Source organism: Altererythrobacter sp. KTW20L, from assembly GCF_023501975.1.
Lineage (GTDB): Bacteria > Pseudomonadota > Alphaproteobacteria > Sphingomonadales > Sphingomonadaceae > Alteraurantiacibacter.
Genome location: NZ_JAMFLH010000008.1, coordinates 81,277 through 101,672, shown reverse-complemented (window position 1 = coordinate 101,672; position 20,396 = coordinate 81,277). Strand labels below are relative to the sequence as shown.

Here is a 20,396-nt window from a genome sequence, read left to right as displayed (position 1 = left end):
GCATAAGCCTAAGCCGTTCGCATCGAGCGAAGTCGAGATGCAGCGCCCAGGTGTCTCGACTTCGCTCGACACGAACGGAACTTGGCGTTGGGTGGAAAGCTAGATCGCCGAACTGAACCGCCGCGCGCTCTGCTGGCGGTATGGATCGAAGGCGGCCGCAATGCTGCGGGCATATGGCAGGCCGTTGTGGGCAATCACCAGCATATTGCCGCTTTCGATCCGTGCGAGGCCCGGTTCGAGATAGGGCTTAAGCCGGTCGAGCGCCGTTGCCATGATATCGGCTGCAACGCGTGCGCGGCCGCGGCACAGCAGCTCCTCAATGATTGCCCCGCGCCGTCGGTCGTCCGCGCTGCGTTCCTTGCCCGGGCCGGTCGGCAGCAGCCCCTGGCTCAGCAACATCCGATAGCGGCCGGCGTTCTTCTCGTTCTGCACCAGCAAGTCTGGGAATTGCGAGATAGCAGACGCACCCAGCCCGATCAGCACCGGCGCCTGGTCATCGGTGAAGCCCTGGAAATTGCGCTTCAGCGTGCCCGCCTCCATCGCCTGGGCCAGCGGATCGCCAGGCAAGGCGAAGTGATCGAAGCCAACCGCGACATAGCCTGCATCGACCAGCTGCGCGTGGCCGCCCTGCGCCATGGCAAAGCGTGCTTCCGGGCCCGGCAGGGCTGTATCGTCGATCCGGCGCTGGCGCGGCAGCAGGTGCGGGACATGGGCATAGCCGAACAGAGCTACGCGGTTCGCGCCATAGGATGCAGTAAGATCGAGTGAATCGGCCACGTCCTCCATGGTCTGGCCCGGCAGGCCATACATCAGGTCGAAGTTCATCGAGGTGATCCCCGCGCCGCGTAGCAGCTCCACTGCGTCCGCAATCATCGATTGCGGCTGCACCCGGCCGATGGCTTCCTGCAGGTGGGGGGCGAAGGTCTGCACGCCCAGGCTGGCGTGGGTCGCGCCGATGGCGCCGAACACCGTGCTCCATTCGCGGCCCAAAGCACGCGGATCGAGTTCGATCGAGACCAGCGGTTCGTGCAGCGGGAAGTTCAGAACCAGTGCATCGAACAGCCGGACGAAGTCTATCGGCGAAATGGCATTGGGACTGCCGCCGCCAAAGGCGATGCGCCGCACCCGCGTCCCCGCAGGCAGCAATTGTCCAACCGACTGGATCTCGTGGTGCAAGGCCTCGAGATAGCTTGAAAGGCGGGCCGACCGGTTGGCCGCAGCCGTGTTGCAACCGCAATACCAGCAGATCTTCTCGCAAAAGGGGATGTGCACGTAGAGCGAGATATCGCCCGTCGCCGTGCCGATCGCCTCCTGGTGGCGCGCGGCGCTGATGCCAAGGGCAAACTCCGCCGCGGTGGGGAAGCTGGTGTAACGCGGCACGGGCGTTGCGAGCAGGTCAGGATGATAAGGCCACATGCGAGCCTGTGTGCCGCGCCTGTCAGCGCGATTCATTGCCGTGGATCAATTGTCGCCGTTTGTAGCGCGGCGTTTTTCCGAGCTGCGACAGCCCTTGGCGCAGCACGGGGTCATGGCAGGCATGGGGAAGGAACCCTCGTCGCGATCGACCGCGATCTCGATGGTGCCGGCGCCGCAGATCGCCAGCAACAGCGCCTCGCTCCCCTGCTCCAGCGGCAGCGGGCCGACCATGGCCGGGACCAGCGCCATAAGCGCCATGAGTGATGCGCCAGTCATTCTGCCGGACTGTCCTCGTCGATCAGGATGCGACTGGCAGAGCCGTCGGGATCGTCAAACTGGCCGCTGCGCATGGCCCAAAAGAACGCCGCCAGGCCCAGCAGGCCGAGCCCCAGCGCTACGGGAATGAGGAACAGCAGGCCGGTCATCGTGCCGCCCTCACCAGCCTGAGCGAATTGGCGACCACGATGAGCGAGCTCAGCGACATGCACAGCGCAGCCACCAGCGGCGTCACATAACCGGCCACGGCCAATGGAACGGCCAACACGTTGTAGCCGATGGCGAGCACGAAGTTCTGCTTCACCACCGCCATTGTCCGGCGCGAGGCGCGGATGGCGCGGGGGACAGATGCGAGAGAATCCTGCACGAACACGAAATCCGCCGCCTGCATTCCAACGTCGCTGGCGCTGCCCGGCGCAATGCTGGCATCGGCGGCGGCAAGTGCGGGTCCATCGTTGAGCCCGTCGCCCACCATCAGCACCTTGCGGCCCGCGCCCTGCAGCCGGGCGATCGCCTCCTGCTTGTCTGCCGGACTTGCCGCCGCCTGCCCGGTCAGGCCGGTCTCGCGCGCGACCTGGGCCACGGCATCGGCATTGTCGCCCGAGATGATCGAGGCCGGGATGCCCAGCCTGGTGAGGTCTTGCAGCGCCTCGCACGCATTGTCGCGCAGCCGGTCGGCAAAGGGGATGAGACGGGCCGGTTCACTGTCGATCGCCAGGGCCACGCCCATGCTGGACGAGCGCTCGGGGCGGCGCAGTTCCACCCGGCGACCCTGCCACAGGGCGCGCATGCCGGTGCCGGGAAGCTCGATCACGCCATCGAGATCGGCCGGGATAACACCGCGGTGCATCAGTTCGCCCGCCAGCGCACGGCTGAGCGGATGGCGGCTGTTCGAGGCAAGCGCCAGGGCCACCGCCGCCGCATCCGCTGGCAAGGCATCAAGCGCTGCCATGTCGGGCACGGGCCGCCCCAGCGTGAGCGTACCGGTCTTGTCGAGCAGGGCTCGGTCCACTCCGGCCAGGCGCTCGATGGCGGACCCGTCCTTGACCATGATCCCGGCGCGCAGCAGCGATCCGCTGGCCACCACTTGCGCAACCGGCACGGCCAGGCCCAGCGCGCAAGGGCATGTAATGATGAGCACCGCCACGCCGATCACCAGCGCCTCGTAAACTGAAGCGCCCGCAACCAGCCAGCCCGCCACCGACAGTGCCGCCAGCGCATGGACAGCAGGCGCATAGAGCCTCGAAGCGCGATCCGCGATGCGGACATAGCGGCTGCGGTTCTGCGAACTGGCTTCCATCAGCCGCGCGATTTCAGCCAGGGTGGTATCCTGCCCGGCGTGGCTGACCGCCACGTCCACCGGCGCATCGAGATTAAGCGTGCCCGCCAGCACCTGCTCGCCCAGCCCGCGCGCTATCGCCCTGGTCTCTCCCGTCAGCAGCGACTGGTCGAACCGGCTCGCGCCCGTCACGATGGCGCCATCGGCAGCCAGTCGCTCACCCGCCGCCACGCGCATGACCATGCCCGGTTCCAGCGCCTCGGCGGCGATCCATTCCAGCGCCCCGCCCTTACCCAGCACCAGCGCGCCCTGCGCTGCCTGACCGAGCAGGGCATCGACCCCGGCCCGCGCCCGGTCGCGCATCATGGCATCGAGCACGCGTCCCGCCAGCAGGAAGGTGAGCAGCATCAGCGCGCCATCGAACCAGGCGTGGCGGCCGTGGGTGAACACCTCGTAGATGCTGAGGCAGCAGGCAATGATCACGCCAATCGAAATCGGCACGTCCATGTTGGTCGTCCCGCGTTTCAGCGCGCCCCAGGCGGACCTGAAGAACGGTTGCCCGGCATAAGCGACCGCCGGCAGGGCAATCGCGGCGGAAATCCAGTGGAACAGGTCGCGCGTCGATCCCTCTGCCCCGGACCACACGCTGACCGACAGCAGCATCACGTTCATGCCGGCAAAGCCTGCCACGGCCAGCGGACCGAGCAGCGGCTTCACGGCGGAGAACGGCTTGGCCACATCGCGCGGGCGACGGCGCGATTCAAAGCCGATCTTTGCCAGTTCGGTTACGATCTGCCCTTCGTCCAGCACCGGATCGTGAACCACGGTGACCATGCGCGAGGTAAGATTGACTCGCGCCGCAGTGACCTGCGGCAGGGCAGCCAGCCCCCGCTCGATCTTGCTCATGCAGCCGGCACAATGCGCGCCCGGCACAGCCAGAACACTGGTTTCCAGCGCAGTGCTCAAGGCGCCGGCAGCGGTCACTGGACCTCTGCCTCGCTGCGCCAGGTTGCTTCCCCGGCGACAAGTTCAAGCCGCACGATCCAGCGGCCAGCGGCCACGGGCTCGGTCGAGACATACTGGCCCGGCCCAGTGCGGGCGAAGGCCATCGGCACGAATTCCACCTTGCCCAGCGGCGGGCGCAGGACGGCGCTGGCTTCCAGCCCCTCGGGCGCGCCCGAAATGTCCAGCGCCAGGTGACGATCGGGCGTCAGGCTCTTCTCCACCTGCCAGCCAAGTGCCTCCTGGCTGCGGGATTCGGCCAGCCATTCGTTGAAGTGCTGGCTGGCGACATAGGAGTTTTCCACCACCACGCCGCCGAAACTGCCCACCGCAATGCGCGCCATGGTGAAGTTGACCGCCATGATGGTCCCGAAGAACGCCACCATCATGGCCAGCATGTGCCAGCCGGTAAAAGGTTTGCTCATCATGATCCTCCGTTGGGTGTTTCGAACCGTGTTTCCGCAGTGTCGCTTTCCCCCTGCTCGTCGAGCGCGAGGAGGTTGAAGGCAAAGTCCTGGCTTGCCGTGCCGGCGGGTGAGACCACGTAGATACGCAGGCTCTGCGTGGCATCGGCAGGCACGGCGAATTCAAGCTCGCGGGCGGCGCGTTCAGCATTCATGGTGTCGGTCCACATCTTCGCGCCTTCGATACCGCTGAGCGATACCCGCATGTCGCGCGGCCGGTTCTCCATGTTGCGCAGCTTGACCGTGTAGTTGTTGCGCACAGAGCCATCCCGCATCACCGTGAAAGCCGGATTGCGATCGGGCGCCGCAGTGATATCCGTATGGGTGCGCGTGCCCAGCAGGAACAGCAGCCCCGCACCAAGCGCAGCCCAGACCAGGAAATAGGCGATCGTCCGCGGCCGCAGCAGGGCGCGATAGGCGGGCTGCGGGGCTGCACCGGCAGCTTCGGCCTTGGCATCGTCCAGCGTGATGTAGTCAATCAGGCCGCGCGGACGGCCCACGCTTTCCATCGTCCGGTCGCAGGCATCGATACACAGCCCGCAGGTGATGCAGGAGATGTCCGGGCCTTTGCGGATGTCCCATCCGGTGGGGCACACCGCCACGCACAGGTTGCAGTCGATGCAGTCGCCATAGGCTTCGGGGTTCTTTTCCGCTTTCTTCACCGAGCCGCGCTGTTCGCCGCGCCAGTCCTTGTAGGTAACTTGCAGCGAATGCTCGTCCATCAGCGCGCTCTGGATGCGCGGCCAGGGGCACATGTAGATGCACACCTGCTCGCGCATGAAGCCACCGAGGACGAAGGTGGTGGCAGTCAGCACGGCCACGGCGACATAGGCCACCATCGCCGCCTCGCCCGCCCAGAAATCGCGCACCAGCGTCGGCGCATCGGCGAAATACATGATCCATGCACCGCCGGTCCAGAAGGCGATGACAAGATAGATCGACCACTTCGACAGCCGCCGCGCCACTTTCCCCCAGGTCCACGGCGCGGCATCGAGCCGCATCCGGGCGTTCCGGTCGCCATCGAAGAAGCGATCGACGTGTTGGAACAGGTCGGTCCACACGGTCTGCGGGCAGGAATAGCCGCACCACGCCCGGCCCACTGCACTGGTCACCAGGAACAACCCCACGCCCGCCATGATCAGCAGGCCCGCCACGAAATAGAATTCGTGCGGCCAGATTTCGATGTCGAACATGAAGAAGCGGCGGTTCGCCACGTCCACCAGCACAGCCTGGTCCGGCGCATAGGGGCCGCGATCCCAGCGGATCCACGGCGTGCCGTAATAGATCGCCAGGGTGACGAGCATGATCAGCCACTTGAAGCGGCGGAACGGCCCGTCGATCCGCTTGGGATGGACAGCCCGCCGGGCTTCGTAGTCACCCAGCGGGCTGTGATGGATCTTGGGTTCAGGGTTGCTCATCGACCTGTACCGCCGGATCCGCAGCGACCTCCACGAAGTCTTCCCCGCCTCCCAGCGAATGCACGTAGGCGGCCAGCATCCTGATCGTCGCCTGGTCCAGCCGGTCTTCCCACGCCGGCATCACGCCGTGCCTGGGCTGGTAGATCTGCTGCCGGATAGCCGCAGGACTATCGCCATAAAGCCAGACCGCATCGTTGAGGCTGGGCGTACCGAACTGGCGCAGGCCGCCGCCATCGGCGCCGTGGCATACCGCGCAGTTGTTGGCGTATAGTTCTGCTCCGGCAGCATTGGCAGGCCCGCGACCGGTCAGCGAAAGGACGTGCGCTGTCACCTGGTCGATCTGGCCGCGATCCAGTATCCCGCTCGCACCATAGGCCGGCATCAAGCTCTGCCGCGTTTCGTCATTACCCGGATGGCGCACGCCCTTGGCGAGCGTGAATTCGATCGCCCGCAGGTCGCCGCCCCAAAGCCATTCGTCATCGGTCAGGTTGGGGAAGCCCTCGAACCCGGCCGCATTGGCCCCGTGGCACTGCACGCAGTGCACCCGGAAAGCCGCCGCGCCGCCAGCTACGGCCTGGGCCATCAGCTCGCTGTTCTCGGGCAGGCGCTCCAGCGGCGTCATGGCGATAGCTTCCAGGATGGGCGAACGGCGCGACGTTTCGGCCGCCATTTCTTCGGCCAGTTGGCCACGGCTGGACCAGCCAAGCACGCCTTCGGTGCCCTTTTCGAGCAAGGGCCAGGCCGGATAGGCGATCACATAGGCAACGGCCCAGATGATCGTCGCATAGAGCGTCCACAGCCACCAGCGAGGCATGGGGTTGTCGAGTTCTTCGATGCCGTCCCATTCGTGCCCGACGGTATGAACACCGGTCGGCTCGTCAAGCCGGCGGCCCGGATGGGGAGCAGGCTTTTGGGGCACTTGCTGGTCAGGACGCTGGTCATTCGCCATGGGTCTGGTCCTCGAATATCATGTTGGCCGCGCGCTTGTTGCTAGCGCGGGCAGAGGGTCGGAAGGGCCAGGCCGCGAAGGCCAGCCACATCAGCGCTATCGCTACCAGCCCCCAGCTATCCGCGAGGTGGCGGAGGAAGTCGTAGGTGGAATGCCAGGTCATCGGCCCCGCTCCCCGGCCAGGACTTCCTGCGCCGCCGCAGCGTTCACATCGACCATCGTTCCCAGAACCTGGAGATAGGCGACCAGCGCATCCATCTCGGTGATCGTTTCGGGATCGCCGTCGAAATCGCGCACCTGTGCTCCCGGATACCGGTCCAGCAGGTCGCCTGCCGGAACGTCCGGATCGGCCTGGCCCAGCACATCCTGCCGTGCTTGTTCGATATCGGCATCGCTATAGGGAACACCCACGCGGCTCAGCGCTACAAGGTTGTCGGCGATGTACTCGAAATCGAGCGGCGTATCGGCGAGGAAGCCATAGGTCGGCATCACGCTTTCGGGCACCACGCTTTGCGGGTTTATCAGGTGCTGGACATGCCAGGCATCCGAATAGCGACCGCCGACGCGCGCCAGGTCCGGCCCGGTGCGTTTCGAACCCCACTGGAACGGGTGATCATACATGCTCTCGGCGGCCAGGCTGTAGTGGCCATAACGCTCCACCTCGTCGCGGAAGGGGCGGATCATCTGGCTGTGGCAATTGTAGCAGCCCTCGCGCACATAGATGTCGCGCCCGGCCTGTTCCAGCGGGGTGTAGGGCCGCATGCCGTCCACCGGCTCGATCGTGTTGTCGATCCAGAACAGCGGAGCGATTTCCACGATCCCGCCGATCGCCACCGTCACCAGCGCCGCAGCGCCGAGCAGGGTGACATTGCGTTCGAGCCGCTTGTGGCCGCTCAGCGCTTCCTTCTTGGTATCAGTCATCGGATTGTCCCCCTCACTCGGCCGCTTGGGCGAGCGGCGTGCGTGGCAGCGGCCGGTCGGCGTCGGGATTGAATTTTGCGTCGTCGAGCGGCTTTTCCACCCGCAGGTTGCCCGCGATGGTCTGCCACACATTGTAGACCATGATCAGGAACCCGGCGATGTAGAGCAGGCCGCCGAAAGCGCGGGCCACGTACATCGGCCACATTGCGCTGACGGTCTCGGCAAAGCTGTTCACCAGGTAGCCGTCGGCACCGTATTCGCGCCACATGTAGCCCTGCATCATGCCGGCCACCCACATCGACGAGGCGTAGAAAACGATCCCCAGGGTCGCCAGCCAGAAGTGCCAGTTGACCATCCGCAGGCTGTAGAGCCGGGTGCGCCCCCACAGGCGCGGCACCAGGAAGTACATCGCGGCAAAGGTGATCATACCGTTCCAGCCAAGGGCGCCCGAATGGACGTGGCCGATTGTCCAGTCGGTATAATGCGACATGGAATTGACCGCCTTGATCGACAGCAGCGGCCCTTCGAACGTGCTCATGCCGTAGAAGGCCAAGGCCCAGACCATCATGCGGATGATCGGATCGGTGCGGATCTTGTCCCATGCGCCGTTCAGCGTCAGCAGGCCGTTGATCATCCCGCCCCAGCTCGGCATCCACAGCACGACAGAGAACACCATGCCCAGCGTCTGCGCCCAGTCGGGCAGCGCGGTATAGTGCAGGTGGTGCGGACCCGCCCAGATATAGAGGAAGATCAGGCTCCAGAAGTGGACGATCGACAGGCGGTACGAATAGATCGGCCGCTCCGCCTGCTTGGGCACGAAGTAGTACATCATCGCCAGGAAGCCGGCGGTCAGGAAGAAGCCGACCGCGTTGTGCCCGTACCACCACTGCACCAGCGCGCCTTGCACGCCCGCGAACAACGGATAGGATCGCGATCCCAGCAGGCTGACAGGCATGTCGAGGTTGTTGACGATATGCAGCATCGCCACGGTAAGGATGAAGGCGAGGAAGAACCAGTTGGCCACATAGATATGCGGCTCGCGGCGCTTCACGATGGTCATCACGAAGACCAGCAGGTAGGCCACCCACACGATCGTCAGCCACCAGTCGACGTACCATTCGGGTTCGGCATACTCCTTCGACTGGGTCACGCCCATCAGGTAGCCGGTAGCCGCCAGCACGATAAACAGCTGGTAACCCCAGAACACGAAGCGCGCCGTGCCGGGCATTGCCAGGCGGGCGCGGCAGGTACGCTGGACGATATAGAAGCTGGTACAGATCAGCGCATTGCCGCCGAACGCAAAAATGACCGCACTGGTATGCAAGGGACGCAGTCGCCCGAAGTTCAGCCAAGGCTCGAAATTCAGTGCAGGAAAGGCCAGCTGCAGCGCGATGACAAGCCCGGCAAGAAAGCCCGCCACGCCCCAGAACATCGTGGCGAGCACGCCCCAGCGCACCGGATCATCGTCATATTTCGTTTCGTCGTTGTCCGGACGCAGCCAGGTGCCGACCAGGTCGATCTTCGATTTCGCCAGCGTCCACCATAGGGCGATACCTGCCGCCAGGCCGACGATAACCATGTGAACGGCAAAGGCGGTATCGCGTGCCAGCGCGGAGGCGAGCACCGCGAGGACAAGCAGGACGAACCACATTCCTGCGCGAGTCGTCAGAGTTTCCATTGACCATTTCCCCTTAGAATGGCCCCGCCCTGCGCCAATTGCTGCCCTGCAACATTGACTGCGGTCAAAATGAAAACTTCACATTTGCGAAGCCTTTAGCCGGGCAGCCTGGGCATTCGAAAAGCGGCCCAATCTTTGCGTTCAATCAATGTGGGCTCGCTTCAGCAGGAGCATTGGGCCGCTATGTCGCCGAGTGAAGCTGCAAGGGGCAGCCACGGTGGCAAGACGGAGAAAAGATCATGCGCCACAATCTGCGCAACACCCTCGCTCCCACCCCGACACTGGCGCTGGCGCTGGCCCTGGCCTGCGGCATTGGCGCAACCCCCGCTGCCGCTCAGGAAGCCGGTGACATCCAGGTCAAGGTGCTGGCCACGGCCGTAATGCCGGATGGCAAGATCACCGATGTCGCATTGCTCGGCCCGCTGCCGGCAACGACCCAGACCGCCGCGAACGACAACATCGTGCCGACCGTGGCGATCGAATACTTCTTCTCGTCCAACATCTCGCTCGAGACAATCTGCTGCTTCACGCAGCACGACGTGGACATCGTGGCAGGTCCGCTTACCGGCGCCGAGGCGGTATCGAACGCCCGGGTCATCCCAGCCACTTTCACCCTGAAGTACCACGTCAATCCCGGCGGCGTGTCGCCCTATGTCGGCGCTGGCCCCACCTATTTCCTGTGGATCAACGATGCGCCGGGTGCTGACACCATCCCGCTGGGCGTCACACGCCAGTCGCTCAGCAACGAACTGGGCTTTGCGCTGCAGGCCGGTGTCGATGTGCCGGTGGGCGAGAACATGCTCGTGTCGCTCGATGCCAAACGCTATTTCGTGAACACCACGGCGCGCTGGTTTGCGGGCAACACCAAGGTGATCGAAACCACCCACAAGCTCGACCCCTGGGTGCTGAGCGCAGGTGTAGGCTTCCGCTTCTAAGCTGCAGTTTGAACGAAACGGGACGGGCTGGCGGAAACGCCGGCCCGTTTTGCTTCAGAGCGATCAGCCAGCCATCGCTTCGAGCGCGTCGCGATCCAGAATCTTGACCGACCGGCGGTTGGGAAGGTCAAGAATGCCTTCCCGCTTCAGCCGGGTCATCTGGCGGCTGACAGTCTCGATCGTCACCCCCAGGATATCGCCGATCTGCTGGCGCGAGAACGGCAGGTCGAATTCGTCGAGCGGCTCGTCATGCGGACCGGAACAGGTGGCATCGCGCAGGCGGGTGGACATTTCCAGCAGGAAGGTCGCCACCTTTTCCTCGGCACTCTTGCGGGCCAGCAGTAGCATCCAGCTGCGCGTCCGATCCAGTTCCTCGAGCGTGCGCTGTAGCAGCTTGTGCTCCAGCTTCGGATGGTCCCCGGCGAAGCGGTCAAAATCGCTACGGGCAAATACACAGACCCGCGCATCGGTAAGTGCCGTGACCGAATGGTTGGTGGTCTTGCCGAACGGCCGCCCGATGAAATCCGCCGGATAGACCACACCGACAATCTGCTCGCGCCCGTCTTCGGTCGAGTTGGTCAGCTTCAGCATGCCGTCGATGACATTGGCCACCAGCAGGCTGTCGTCACCTTCCCAGATCAGCGGATCGCCGGCGGACAACACCTTGCGGCGGCCAATCGTGCTTAGAACCTGAATCTCGCTGTCGTCCAGCGCCTGGCAGATGGCCCGGTTCCGCACAACGCAGGTGTCACAATAGCTCATGGCACGGGCCCTAACACGCCCTGCGGTCGTGGGCAATCGGCGGCGGAGGGATGCGCCAGGGTGAGCTATCCAACTCGTCACGCCTGGCCGGCGGTTCGAGGCAGGCGCCCGGTGTTCCCCCACTCCCTTCAGGGCATCGGATCGAACTGATCGGCCAGCATGCGCGGTTCGAAACCATAGCTGCGGGCCTCGGGGTCGTGCAGCATCTGGCTGTTCAACTGCTCCCAGGCCTGCTTCATCGCGGCGAACCTTTCAGGCATGCGGTCCTTGAGGTTGCCACGCTCCAGCGGGTCGGCGATGATGTCGAACAGGAATTCGTTCTCGTTGATCTTGAGATACTTGTACTGCCCGCGACGAAGCGCACGCTGGTCCTTGCTGCCATAACGCCAGAACAGGTCGCGCTGCGGTGTGGCGATGCCCGCTAGCACCGGTTGCAGGTCCATGCCGTCTGGCGGATAGGCCGGATCGGGCGCACCGCCTGCAGCGGCCACGAAGGTGGGGAGGAAATCCATCGACAGCGCTGGCGTATCGCTGGTGGAGCCAGGCGCCGTCAGCCCCGGCCACTTGACGATGAACGGAACACGTATCCCGCCTTCCAGCAACTGCGTCTTGATGCCGGTGAATGGCCAGTTAAAGCTGAACCGCTCGCCGCCGTTGTCGCTGGTGAAGACGACCACGGTGTCCTGTTCCATGCCCAACACACGCACCCGATCCAGCACGCGGCCGATGTTGGCATCCATGTTGGTGACCATGCCGGCATAGGTTTCCATCGTGCCGCCATCGAAGTGGACGATGTCGAGGTCGCCGCTGGGCGGGATCTGCGCCAGCCTTTCGCTCTCTCTGCGGCCCAGTTCGTCATCGGCTTCCCAGGGCCAGTGCGGAGCGGTGAAATGAAGGCTCAGCAACCAGGGCTTGTCCGGTTCGACCGCCCGGGCATCGAGAAATTCGAGGCTGCGGTCGGCCAGCATGTCGGTGTAGTAGCCGACCTCATCCACCAGCACGTCGCCGTCCCACACGTCCTTGTTGCCGCCGACCCGGTGGGTGAAATAGTCTACCCCGCCCCCGCGATTGCCCCAGAATTCGTCATAACCGCTTTTCAGCGGGCCATAATTGGGCAGCAGGCCCATGTGCCATTTGCCGACCAGCGCGGTATGATAGCCTTGGGCTTTCAGCAGCGAAGGCAAGGTCGGATGGGCCGGATCGAGGCCCAGATCGGGGTTCTGCAGCGGCTCTTCGAGACCGGCGGGCGTGCGATACTGATAGCGCCCGGTGATCAGCCCCACGCGCGTGGCGGAGCACACTGCGCTGTTGGCATAGCCGTCGGTGAACATCATGCCCTGCGCCGCCAGGCTGTCGAGGACAGGCGTCTGGTATTCTCGCCGACCATAACAGGACAGGTCCGCATAGCCGAGGTCGTCCGCCATGATGAACAGGAAGTTGGGCTTGCGACCGGGCGTGTGGGCCAGGCCGGGCAAGGATACCGCCAGTGCGGCGGTTCCCATGGCCCCGGCCATCACTTCGCGGCGGGTAAGGGCGAAATCCTTGGTCTCGACAGTCAATTCAGGCTCCCGTTTCTATTATTGAGGAGCAGGGCCGGTGCTGGTTGGTGGGACACCGGCCCTGCCAGACGCTACGTCTTCCTAGGAAAGACGTTCGCCTGTTACATCTTCACGCGCAAGCCCAGTGTGTAGCGGCGGCCCAGCACGTCATAGAGCGACGAGTTGTACTGCGAGGCATAACCCGTGAAGGCGCTGTACGACGGGGTGACCGGCGGGCTGGTGTCGCCCAGGTTGGTGATGTTGCCAAATACCTCCATCTCGGTATTGCCGAGCTCGAACTCATACCCCAGCCGCACGTCGATGTAGGTGACCGCACCCACCTTGTTATCCACGATGAAGGTCTGTGTCGGGCACCGCCCCGGCTCGGCGCAGGCTTCGTGGAACCCGCTGCCGGTGTGGCGTGCCTGGAGCAGCGCGGAAAATCCGCTGTTGCGATAGGTGATGGTGCCGGTCGCTTTGAAGTCGGCATAGGGCAGGTAAACCTGCGAGCCCTGCGTTGCCCCGACCTGCCCGGCGAAATTGCTGGTCAGGCCGTTGGCATTGGTGTCCGACCGTTCGAGCAGCCACGAGGCAAAGAACCGGGTGCTGATCGATTCGTCACCGCCCAACAGGGTAACGTCACTGACGTAGCTGGCCTCGAAGTCGATGCCTTCCACCGCCGATTCGGCCACGTTGACGAACACGTCGCCCACCAGGATGATGGAGCCGGTTGATGTGGGTGTGGTGGCCCCGCCATCGACCGTGATGAGATCGCAGAATTCCTGCGCGTTTTCCAGGAAGCAGCGGTTGAGCACGGCCTGGTTGCCGACCTGGCTGATCGCGTCGATGATTTCGATGTTGTAGTAGTCGAGGCTCATCGACAGGCCGGGAATGAAATAGGGCTGCAGCACCACGCCGGCCGTCCATGTGTCCGCCTGTTCGGGCCGCACGGCGGGATTGCCGCCAGAGAACCGGGTGACCGTTAGCGCTTCCACCACCGCCGTGCGCGGATCGTCGATCACCGCCGTACCGCCGGTCTTGTCGAACCGTTCGGACAGGTTCGCGGCACGCACGTCGCGCGAATAGGTGCCGCGAACGCGGATCTGATCGTCGGCCAGGCCCATTTCGAGGCCGCCCTTGTAGGCCCAGACCGAGCCTGAGCCCGAATAGTCCGCCCAGCGTACCGCGGCGTTGCTGACCAGCGAAAAGTCCTCGGTATCGACCAGTGGCAACAGCAGTTCGCCGAAAGCTTCCCAGACGGTGGACGTGCCACGGATGTTGGACACCTTGGAAAACTGGTTGCCCACGGTATTGTTGCAATCCGGACCACTTACGCCGCGCAGGCCGAGGGTCGCATCGTTGCACAGCACCGGCCTGGGGAGCACGTTACCGGCGGGGTCGACGCGCGTATCAAACGGCAGGTCATGGTGCGAGGACAGGTTGGTCACATCCTGCACCAGCTGCAGGATTTCATCGCGCCGATAGGAACCGCCGAATGCACCGGCCAGGGCTCCGGCCCACAGGTTGATGATGTCGCCCGCGCCCGACACTTCTGCAAAATGCTGCTCGAAAGTGGTGATGTTCACCTTCTCTGCCGAAGTCTCGTAGCTGTACTGGCGACCCGAAGCGAAGCCGTCCTCGGCGAAGTAGATCGGCGTAGTGACCGCTTGGCCCGGCTCGAACCCGACCACATAGTCCACTGCCGCGTCTGAAGCATTGCCGCGCCCGAACAGGTTCAGCGGGACGCACCCGGGGAATGCTGCCGCGCCCTGGGCACTGGTCGAAACCCGGCAGACGATATTGCCGCTGCCGTCGTCCACCGCATCCACTGCGGCAAAAATGCGGTCTACCCGCAAGCCGTTCTGCTTCCAGTTCCGGCGCGACCGACCGTACTGGTAGAAGCCGTCCACGTTCCAGCCGGACATGAACCCGTCCGATGCCACTTCGTACTCGAAGCCGACTACCCCGATATGCTGGGTGGTGCTGTCATCGAGGTACATCTGGCCGATATCCTCGATGCTGCCCATGCGGCGCAGTCCGAAGCTATCGATGCTATTGTCGATCATCGTCTGGCGGATTTCATCGGGCAGGAAAGCATTGTCCTGGAAGATCGTGATCGCCGTGGGCGCACCCTGGAGGCTGCCGCGCGGGGTATTCCACAGGAAGGTGCTGGTCTTACCGTGCAAGTACTGGCCGAATACCTTGAAATCGTCGGTCAGATCGTAATCGGCATAGGTGAATACCGAATAGCGTTCGAGATCGGGATACAGACTTTGGACTTCTGCCCCGAGGTCGTCCGCGCTGCCGCCTGCAGTGCGCGCGCCGGGCGCTCCAATCGCACCCTGGTTGACGGTGCCGGGGACGAAGGGCGCAAAGCCGCCGTTGCGATCAAACTGCAGGCCGTGGATCGCCGTGCCCGGCGCATTGATGATGCCGTCGAAGCTTGATGTGGCCGAACGGGTGTTGGCCACGAAGCGATAGGGATCCGCCTGGGTTCCGGAGCCAAAAGTGCCCCAGCCCCGGTACCAGTCACGTCCATCGTAGTTGTGGATGCCTTTCTGATCGTAGTACTCGCCCGACACCAGGAAGTGCCCGCGTCCCCCGCCCCAGGAAGTGCCATAGGCCAGCGACACCTCGTAGTTTTCGCCGTCGCTACGATCGGTGATCCCCCCCTGCAGGCCGAGTTCGAGACCTGAATAATCGGTATCCAGGGTGAAATTGACGACGCCTGCCACCGCGTCCGAACCATAGGCGGCAGATGCACCGCCGGTAGTCGTCTCGACGGCGCGGATCATGGCTTCGGGGAACAGGTTGATGTCCACCCCGCCAAAAGCGCTAGTCGATGGCACGCGGCGGCCGTTCAGCAGCGTCAGCGTGCGGTTGACCCCGAGACCGCGCAGGTTGAGCGAGCCATAGCCTGACCGCACGAAGAAGTTGCCCGAATTGGGTGTCTGGTTGCCATAGAACTGCGGCAGCTGGCTGATGCCGGTAATCAGCGCGCCGGGTGACAGCGCCTCGATCTCGTCGGCCTGGACCACGGTCACTGGTACCGGCGCCTGCATGCCATCCGTGCGAATGCGCGAGCCGGTTACAAGGATCGTGGCCTCGCCTTGTTCCGCCACTGCTGTCGTGCTGTCCTGTGCGGCGGCGCTAGTGGCTCCTGCCATCAGCGCCAGCACACTGGCCCCACAGGCCAGCCAACGGAGTGATCCGCACACATCCTTGTTCAACAGAGTCATTTTAGTGTTCCCCTCCCACAGAGCTGTTGTTTTGTTGGAGGATTTGGCCCCCGGCTCCTATCAAAGCAACAGATGCACAGGTAATGATGACATTGACTGGCAGTTATGGGATCGATAGCAACCAATCATGCTTGCCCTGCCGTTCACCCTCCGCCAGCTGGAAGTCTTCTCCAGCCTCAGCGACACCCGCAGTTTCCGCCAGACTGCCGAGAGGCTGGGCATCTCACAGGCCTCGGTGAGCAGCCAGTTGAAGTCGTTAGAACGGCAACTGGGGGTCAAACTGCTCGACCGTTCCCCCGGAAGACGGCCAATTCTCCTGCCCGAGGGTGCGGCCTTCCTGGAAGACCTGCACGAATTCGAGCAGGTTGCCGCCCGCCTCGCCGCCCATCGCCGGGCCGAGCCGGGGCAGCTGCATTCTGTCCGCCGCTACAAGGTGCTGGTCGGCCAGGGCATGTTCGACACGTATCTCCGCCGCAAGCTCGACCAGTTCTATGCCGACCACCCGAATGTGGAACTGGACTTCGAGGCGCAACTGCCGTTTGGCCAGTTGATGCGCGCAGTGGAAAGCGGCCAGTACGATTTCGCGCTGATCAACCAGCGGTCAGACCGCGCCCTGCATCGCGATTTCCGCGAGGTGGCGATCGTCCGCGGCGGCATTTATGGCCACATCAATTTTGCCAATGGTCGCAATCTGCCGCTGACAGTTCCGGAAATCAACCAGTTACCATTCATCATTCCTACGTCTTCACCCAATCTCGAACGCGAAGTGATGAAGAACTATGCCGCCTCCGGGATCATCCCGCGCCATATTGCCGGCTACACCCAGTACTACGATGTGATTGCTGCCATGCTCGAGCGCGGCCTGGGCATCGCGTCGTTCTCCGAAGCACTGCTTTCGCCCGCTGTGCGCGAGCAGGTGGTCCTGCTCCATCCCATGCAGGACTGGCGGCTTATGTGGTACCAGCGGCACGAACCTCGCCATCTCCACGACGAGGACGTGGCCAGGTTCCTGCTCGAGGGTTTGGTGGACGATCCGGACTACCCCGCACTGGGGCGCTGATTTTAAGGCTCTGGGCAAAATGCCCCAGTGCCAAACCGGTAAGTGTCTGAAAAGTGGTAGCGGAGGAGCGCTTCGATCTAGGCAGTACCCTGCGAAAGATCAGAGTCTAGATTCACGCAGATAGGGGTTTTGTCCGCCGACGAGCGATCGCAAAGGGAAAGCCGACAGTCTGCTAATGGTCACTCGAGGAGTCGCGCGGAATGTCTGGAATGGGGTGGAAAGACGACATTCGGCCGAGTGTCTGAGAATTGTGGTTTACTGACCTAGCTTGTTGTATTCGAGCGTCCATGTCACCCGCGCAGTATTACCGCTTCTGCCGCATGCTGGATGGAACTCAGACCCCGCCAAACTGGCCGAGCGGATTTGCGCTGCGTCCGTTCATTCCTGAGACCAATGCAGAATCGGTACATCGGTTGCTCGAGGAAGGGTACGCGACAGGAGGGGGCTCGGTACCGGATCTGCAGACGTGGTGGAGTTCGCTTTCGTCTGACGATGAATATGATCCAAAGCTTGTGTTCACCGTGTTCGGCCCGGGCGGCGAGCTTGCTGGAGTGGCGGTCTGCTGGACGACGGCGTATGTGAAGGACCTCGTGGTCGCGGGAAGGCACCGCCAGATTGGTCTAGCAACGAGCCTATTGCAGCACACATTCTCCACATTCCACGATCGAGGTGCGTCCACAGTCGAGTTGAAGGTAGAGGCCGATAACTTGGGTGCGATCTCACTTTACCGGAGGGTAGGAATGGCTGTGGCGGGTGGCTCTTCACTCTAAGTCGATGTCCGCAACGGGGTCGCTTGCTGACCAGCAGCTTTTTTCCAGACCCAAGCGGAAGCCGCCAGTCCGCTAATGGTGAGCCCATGAGTCGCGCGGAATGTCCGATATTGGGGTGGGAAGCGGGCATTGGCTTGAGACGACAGTGTGTTATGGTGCTGATAACTGCAGCTAGAGGAAGCACAGTTGACGCTAATCATCCAAATCGCGCTCGGCATTTTTCTGGGATACCTGCTCATTGAACATCGGGCGCGGCTTGGAAACTGGGCGATCTTTGCGCTGAAGCTCGTACTTGGCCTGGTTGCAATTACCGTGCTGATAACTGCAGCCGTCGATCTCCTTGATGCGCTCGGCTCCGCAATGCCCGAAGTGTCGTCAAAGCTAAGTCGAGTTGGAGAAAAACTCTCGATACTCGTTTTTGCTTTGCCCTTGCTGGCGGTGATCCTCTTTGGTGCCTACGGCCTTTGCCTTCTCATCAAAAGGCTTATCCGTCGCTGGTTTCGGCTGGAGCCTGATATCATCACCTTATTGTGGATGAGTTTCTTGAGCGCTCTCATCATTTGGCCCGTTGACCTCTACCTTCAATGGAACACGCCCTACGGAGACATTTCTCGTTCAGTCGATGCTTGGTCGCGCCAAAATGGCTACGCTGATCTCTTTGGCGGCTTGTTGTCATTCTCACTTGCACTCTGGCCTTGGCTGGTGATCTTCATTGGAGGCCGCTTTGGGGTGGAGTTTTTCGAGAAGAAGCAGGTGCCCCCGGCTCTGCGGCGCGACTACGAAGAAGTCGAAGATTGAGAAAATGACCGCAATGGGTCGTTTGCGGAAAGGCAGCTTTCTTTCGCACTGCCCAGATAGCGGTCATCCCCACGTCGGCGACCAGCAAACAGTCACCTTGTAATAAATAAGAAATTCTGGTTGCGAAGGTTGGATTGGTACTGGGGAACAATCTCCATCGCCGCCTAGCTTCCGCACATTTCCGCATCATCCGTCCGCCCTGGTCTTCGCCGGGGCGTCACCTTTGCGCGCTCCGTCATTCTTCGCAGTTTCCCGTTGGCCTGCTGAAAGTCATGGGTATGCGCGGCAAACAGGTAATATTTGTGACATTCCATATTTATCAATCGGTTAGCGAGTGACATTTGAGTGATATTGAAGTGATCTGGTAACCTCACACAAAGGTAATAATTCTAGAATCAATTATCTAATATTATCAATGATGTAACTTCCAAGACTTCAAAAAATCACAAGATATTACCTCTCAAAGGTGACATGGTTTCTAACGCTAAAACAATGGTTTAACCTACCTTCTCCGACCCATGTCACCTATGTAACTCCTTTGCCGCCCCCACCCCTCTCCGCAAGCGGGAACGAGCCAGGCCAATCATGCACAATGTTGTCTGAAAAAGCCGAGGGCGTGGCGTGGGGGCAAGCGCGGCGCTGGGGGTCTGGGCAAAGGGATTGGGGCTGGTGGGCCTCGGCGGGGGTGGAGGTGGCTCTGCGTGCCCGCGTGCGGCTGTCAGGCCGGGCCGTAGTCAACCGGTCGCGCTCCGCAGTCGCCACAGCGCAAGCGGGGGACGATCTGGTTGACCTGGTGGCCCAGGCCCTTTTGGCGACACCTCTCCAGCAGCTTCGCCGGATCCAACAGCACTGTGCGTCCGCACCTGCACCGGACGCGGAGCTTCAGCCCTTCCCGGCAATAGGCGGACAGAGAATCGAGACGCTTGGAACTCATACCCCCTAGGAACAGGGAGAGAACATCAACGCAATGGCAAAAGGAGGTGAAGGCGCGTGATGCGGGGGCGTACGGCACCGCGCGCCTTCAGTAAGGTAGGTGGCAGTCAGGAATAATCCTGTCACCCCCCTCCGGTGATGACCAGCTCGCCAAAGCCCCGGCTCTTGTCCATGCCGCCCAGGGTGTAGCGCACCTGCTCCTCCTGGAAGGCGAAGCGGGCGAATATCCGGCGCACTTCGGGATGATCGTTGATCGACAGGATGAAGCGGCCCTTCAGGCCAGCCAGCTGCTCGGCCATCAACTCAAACTGACCACGATCGAACAGATCGGCGCCATAGTCGCCTTCGCAGCCGAAATATGGCGGATCGAGGTAGAACAGCGTGCCCGGGCGGTCATAGCGCCCCACGAACTGGCTCCACGGCAAACGCTCGATCTTCACGCTGGCGAGCCGCTCGTGGATCGCCTCCAGCATCGGCCCGAGCTTGGTGACATCGAACCGCGCGGCATTGCCATAGTCCACGCCATAACCGCGCCCAGCCACCTTCCCGCCGAACGACAGCCGCTGGAGATAGAGGAACCGCGCCGATCGCTGCAGATCGGTCAGCGTCGATGGGTCCTGCCGCACCAGCAGCTCGAAGTTTGCCCGGCTCGTGATCTGGAAGCGCAGCATGTCGAGGAAGGCCACATAGTGGTGCTGCAGCACACGAAAGAACGTGGCCACATCCTCCGACCAGTCGTTGATCGTCTCGCTCTTCGGACGGGAGGTGCGGCGGAAGAACACTCCGCCCATCCCCACGAACACCTCGCAGTAGGCCTCGTGCGGCACCTGCCCGATCAGTGCCACCAGGCGCTTGGCGAGCATTCGTTTGCCGCCGATGTAGCCAGCTGCCGGTCGCACGGGATCGACCGGCTGAAGAAGCAATTCAGGATTCGACATAGTTGATCATGTTCCACTAA

18 protein-coding genes are annotated in these 20,396 nt (G+C 62.8%); 4 read left to right on the top strand and 14 right to left on the bottom strand.

Annotation, left to right across the window (positions count from 1 at the left end):
* Window positions 1-99: 99 nt before the first annotated feature.
* Genes M3P36_RS09705 through ccoN form a run of 10 tightly spaced genes read right to left on the bottom strand, consistent with a single transcriptional unit; the run spans window position 100 to window position 9,403 of the window.
* The gene (locus M3P36_RS09705) at window positions 100-1,416 is read right to left on the bottom strand and encodes a radical SAM protein (protein WP_249703049.1); all 1,317 of its coding nucleotides are present in this window, start codon (window positions 1,414-1,416) and stop codon (window positions 100-102) included.
* 45 nt (window positions 1,417-1,461) lie between these two features.
* A complete protein-coding gene (locus M3P36_RS09700) occupies window positions 1,462-1,692 on the bottom strand; it encodes a hypothetical protein (RefSeq protein WP_249703048.1) in 231 nt (76 codons plus the stop codon).
* Window positions 1,689-1,841: a cbb3-type cytochrome oxidase assembly protein CcoS gene (gene ccoS / locus M3P36_RS09695; RefSeq protein ID WP_249703047.1), complete on the bottom strand. Its 153-nt coding sequence runs from the start codon at window positions 1,839-1,841 to the stop codon at window positions 1,689-1,691. The genes M3P36_RS09700 and ccoS overlap by 4 nt, the downstream gene beginning before the upstream one ends.
* Window positions 1,838-3,955: a heavy metal translocating P-type ATPase gene (locus tag M3P36_RS09690; protein WP_349630565.1), complete on the bottom strand. Its 2,118-nt coding sequence runs from the start codon at window positions 3,953-3,955 to the stop codon at window positions 1,838-1,840. Before M3P36_RS09690 ends, ccoS begins: the two co-directional genes overlap by 4 nt.
* On the bottom strand, window positions 3,952-4,401 hold the full coding sequence (locus tag M3P36_RS09685; RefSeq protein WP_249703046.1) for a FixH family protein: 450 nt from the start codon (window positions 4,399-4,401) through the stop codon (window positions 3,952-3,954). Before M3P36_RS09685 ends, M3P36_RS09690 begins: the two co-directional genes overlap by 4 nt.
* Window positions 4,398-5,855, bottom strand: coding sequence for a cytochrome c oxidase accessory protein CcoG (gene ccoG / locus M3P36_RS09680; protein WP_249703045.1), 1,458 nt, complete (start codon window positions 5,853-5,855; stop codon window positions 4,398-4,400). The genes M3P36_RS09685 and ccoG overlap by 4 nt, the downstream gene beginning before the upstream one ends.
* Complete coding sequence (gene ccoP, locus M3P36_RS09675; protein WP_249703044.1) at window positions 5,842-6,804, bottom strand: cytochrome-c oxidase, cbb3-type subunit III; 963 nt, start codon at window positions 6,802-6,804, stop codon at window positions 5,842-5,844. The genes ccoG and ccoP overlap by 14 nt, the downstream gene beginning before the upstream one ends.
* Complete coding sequence (locus M3P36_RS09670; RefSeq protein WP_249703043.1) at window positions 6,794-6,967, bottom strand: cbb3-type cytochrome c oxidase subunit 3; 174 nt, start codon at window positions 6,965-6,967, stop codon at window positions 6,794-6,796. Before M3P36_RS09670 ends, ccoP begins: the two co-directional genes overlap by 11 nt.
* Window positions 6,964-7,725, bottom strand: coding sequence for a cytochrome-c oxidase, cbb3-type subunit II (gene ccoO / locus M3P36_RS09665; protein ID WP_249703042.1), 762 nt, complete (start codon window positions 7,723-7,725; stop codon window positions 6,964-6,966). Before ccoO ends, M3P36_RS09670 begins: the two co-directional genes overlap by 4 nt.
* Window positions 7,726-7,738: 13 nt before the next feature.
* On the bottom strand, window positions 7,739-9,403 hold the full coding sequence (gene ccoN / locus M3P36_RS09660) for a cytochrome-c oxidase, cbb3-type subunit I (RefSeq protein WP_249703041.1): 1,665 nt from the start codon (window positions 9,401-9,403) through the stop codon (window positions 7,739-7,741).
* Between the two features lie 239 nt (window positions 9,404-9,642).
* On the opposite strand from ccoN, the gene M3P36_RS09655 reads away from it, so the two are divergent.
* On the top strand, window positions 9,643-10,338 hold the full coding sequence (locus M3P36_RS09655) for an OmpW/AlkL family protein (protein WP_249703040.1): 696 nt from the start codon (window positions 9,643-9,645) through the stop codon (window positions 10,336-10,338).
* Between the two features lie 63 nt (window positions 10,339-10,401).
* Here M3P36_RS09655 and M3P36_RS09650 read toward each other — a convergent pair whose 3' ends face one another.
* From M3P36_RS09650 to M3P36_RS09640, 3 genes are all read right to left on the bottom strand, one after another.
* A complete protein-coding gene (locus tag M3P36_RS09650) occupies window positions 10,402-11,100 on the bottom strand; it encodes a Crp/Fnr family transcriptional regulator (RefSeq protein ID WP_249703039.1) in 699 nt (232 codons plus the stop codon).
* Window positions 11,101-11,228: 128 nt separating this feature from the next.
* Window positions 11,229-12,659 (bottom strand): sulfatase family protein, encoded by a 1,431-nt coding sequence (locus M3P36_RS09645; RefSeq protein WP_249703038.1) that lies wholly within the window; start codon window positions 12,657-12,659, stop codon window positions 11,229-11,231.
* A gap of 101 nt (window positions 12,660-12,760) precedes the next feature.
* A complete protein-coding gene (locus M3P36_RS09640; protein ID WP_249703037.1) occupies window positions 12,761-15,877 on the bottom strand; it encodes a TonB-dependent receptor plug domain-containing protein in 3,117 nt (1,038 codons plus the stop codon).
* 127 nt (window positions 15,878-16,004) lie between these two features.
* Here M3P36_RS09640 and M3P36_RS09635 point away from each other — a divergent pair, with 127 nt between their 5' ends.
* The 3 genes from M3P36_RS09635 to M3P36_RS09625 all read left to right on the top strand — a co-directional run bounded on the left by M3P36_RS09635 (window position 16,005) and on the right by M3P36_RS09625 (window position 18,505).
* Entirely contained in the window at window positions 16,005-16,937 is a 933-nt protein-coding gene (locus tag M3P36_RS09635; protein ID WP_249703036.1) for a LysR family transcriptional regulator, read from the top strand.
* Between the two features lie 287 nt (window positions 16,938-17,224).
* A complete protein-coding gene (locus tag M3P36_RS09630; RefSeq protein WP_249703035.1) occupies window positions 17,225-17,707 on the top strand; it encodes a GNAT family N-acetyltransferase in 483 nt (160 codons plus the stop codon).
* Between the two features lie 186 nt (window positions 17,708-17,893).
* Window positions 17,894-18,505, top strand: a complete 612-nt coding sequence (locus M3P36_RS09625) for a hypothetical protein (RefSeq protein ID WP_249703034.1) — start codon at window positions 17,894-17,896, stop codon at window positions 18,503-18,505.
* Between the two features lie 1,055 nt (window positions 18,506-19,560).
* On the opposite strand, the gene M3P36_RS09620 is transcribed toward M3P36_RS09625, so the two are convergent.
* The gene (locus M3P36_RS09620; protein ID WP_249703033.1) at window positions 19,561-20,376 is read right to left on the bottom strand and encodes a DNA adenine methylase; all 816 of its coding nucleotides are present in this window, start codon (window positions 20,374-20,376) and stop codon (window positions 19,561-19,563) included.
* Window positions 20,377-20,396: the final 20 nt, after the last annotated feature.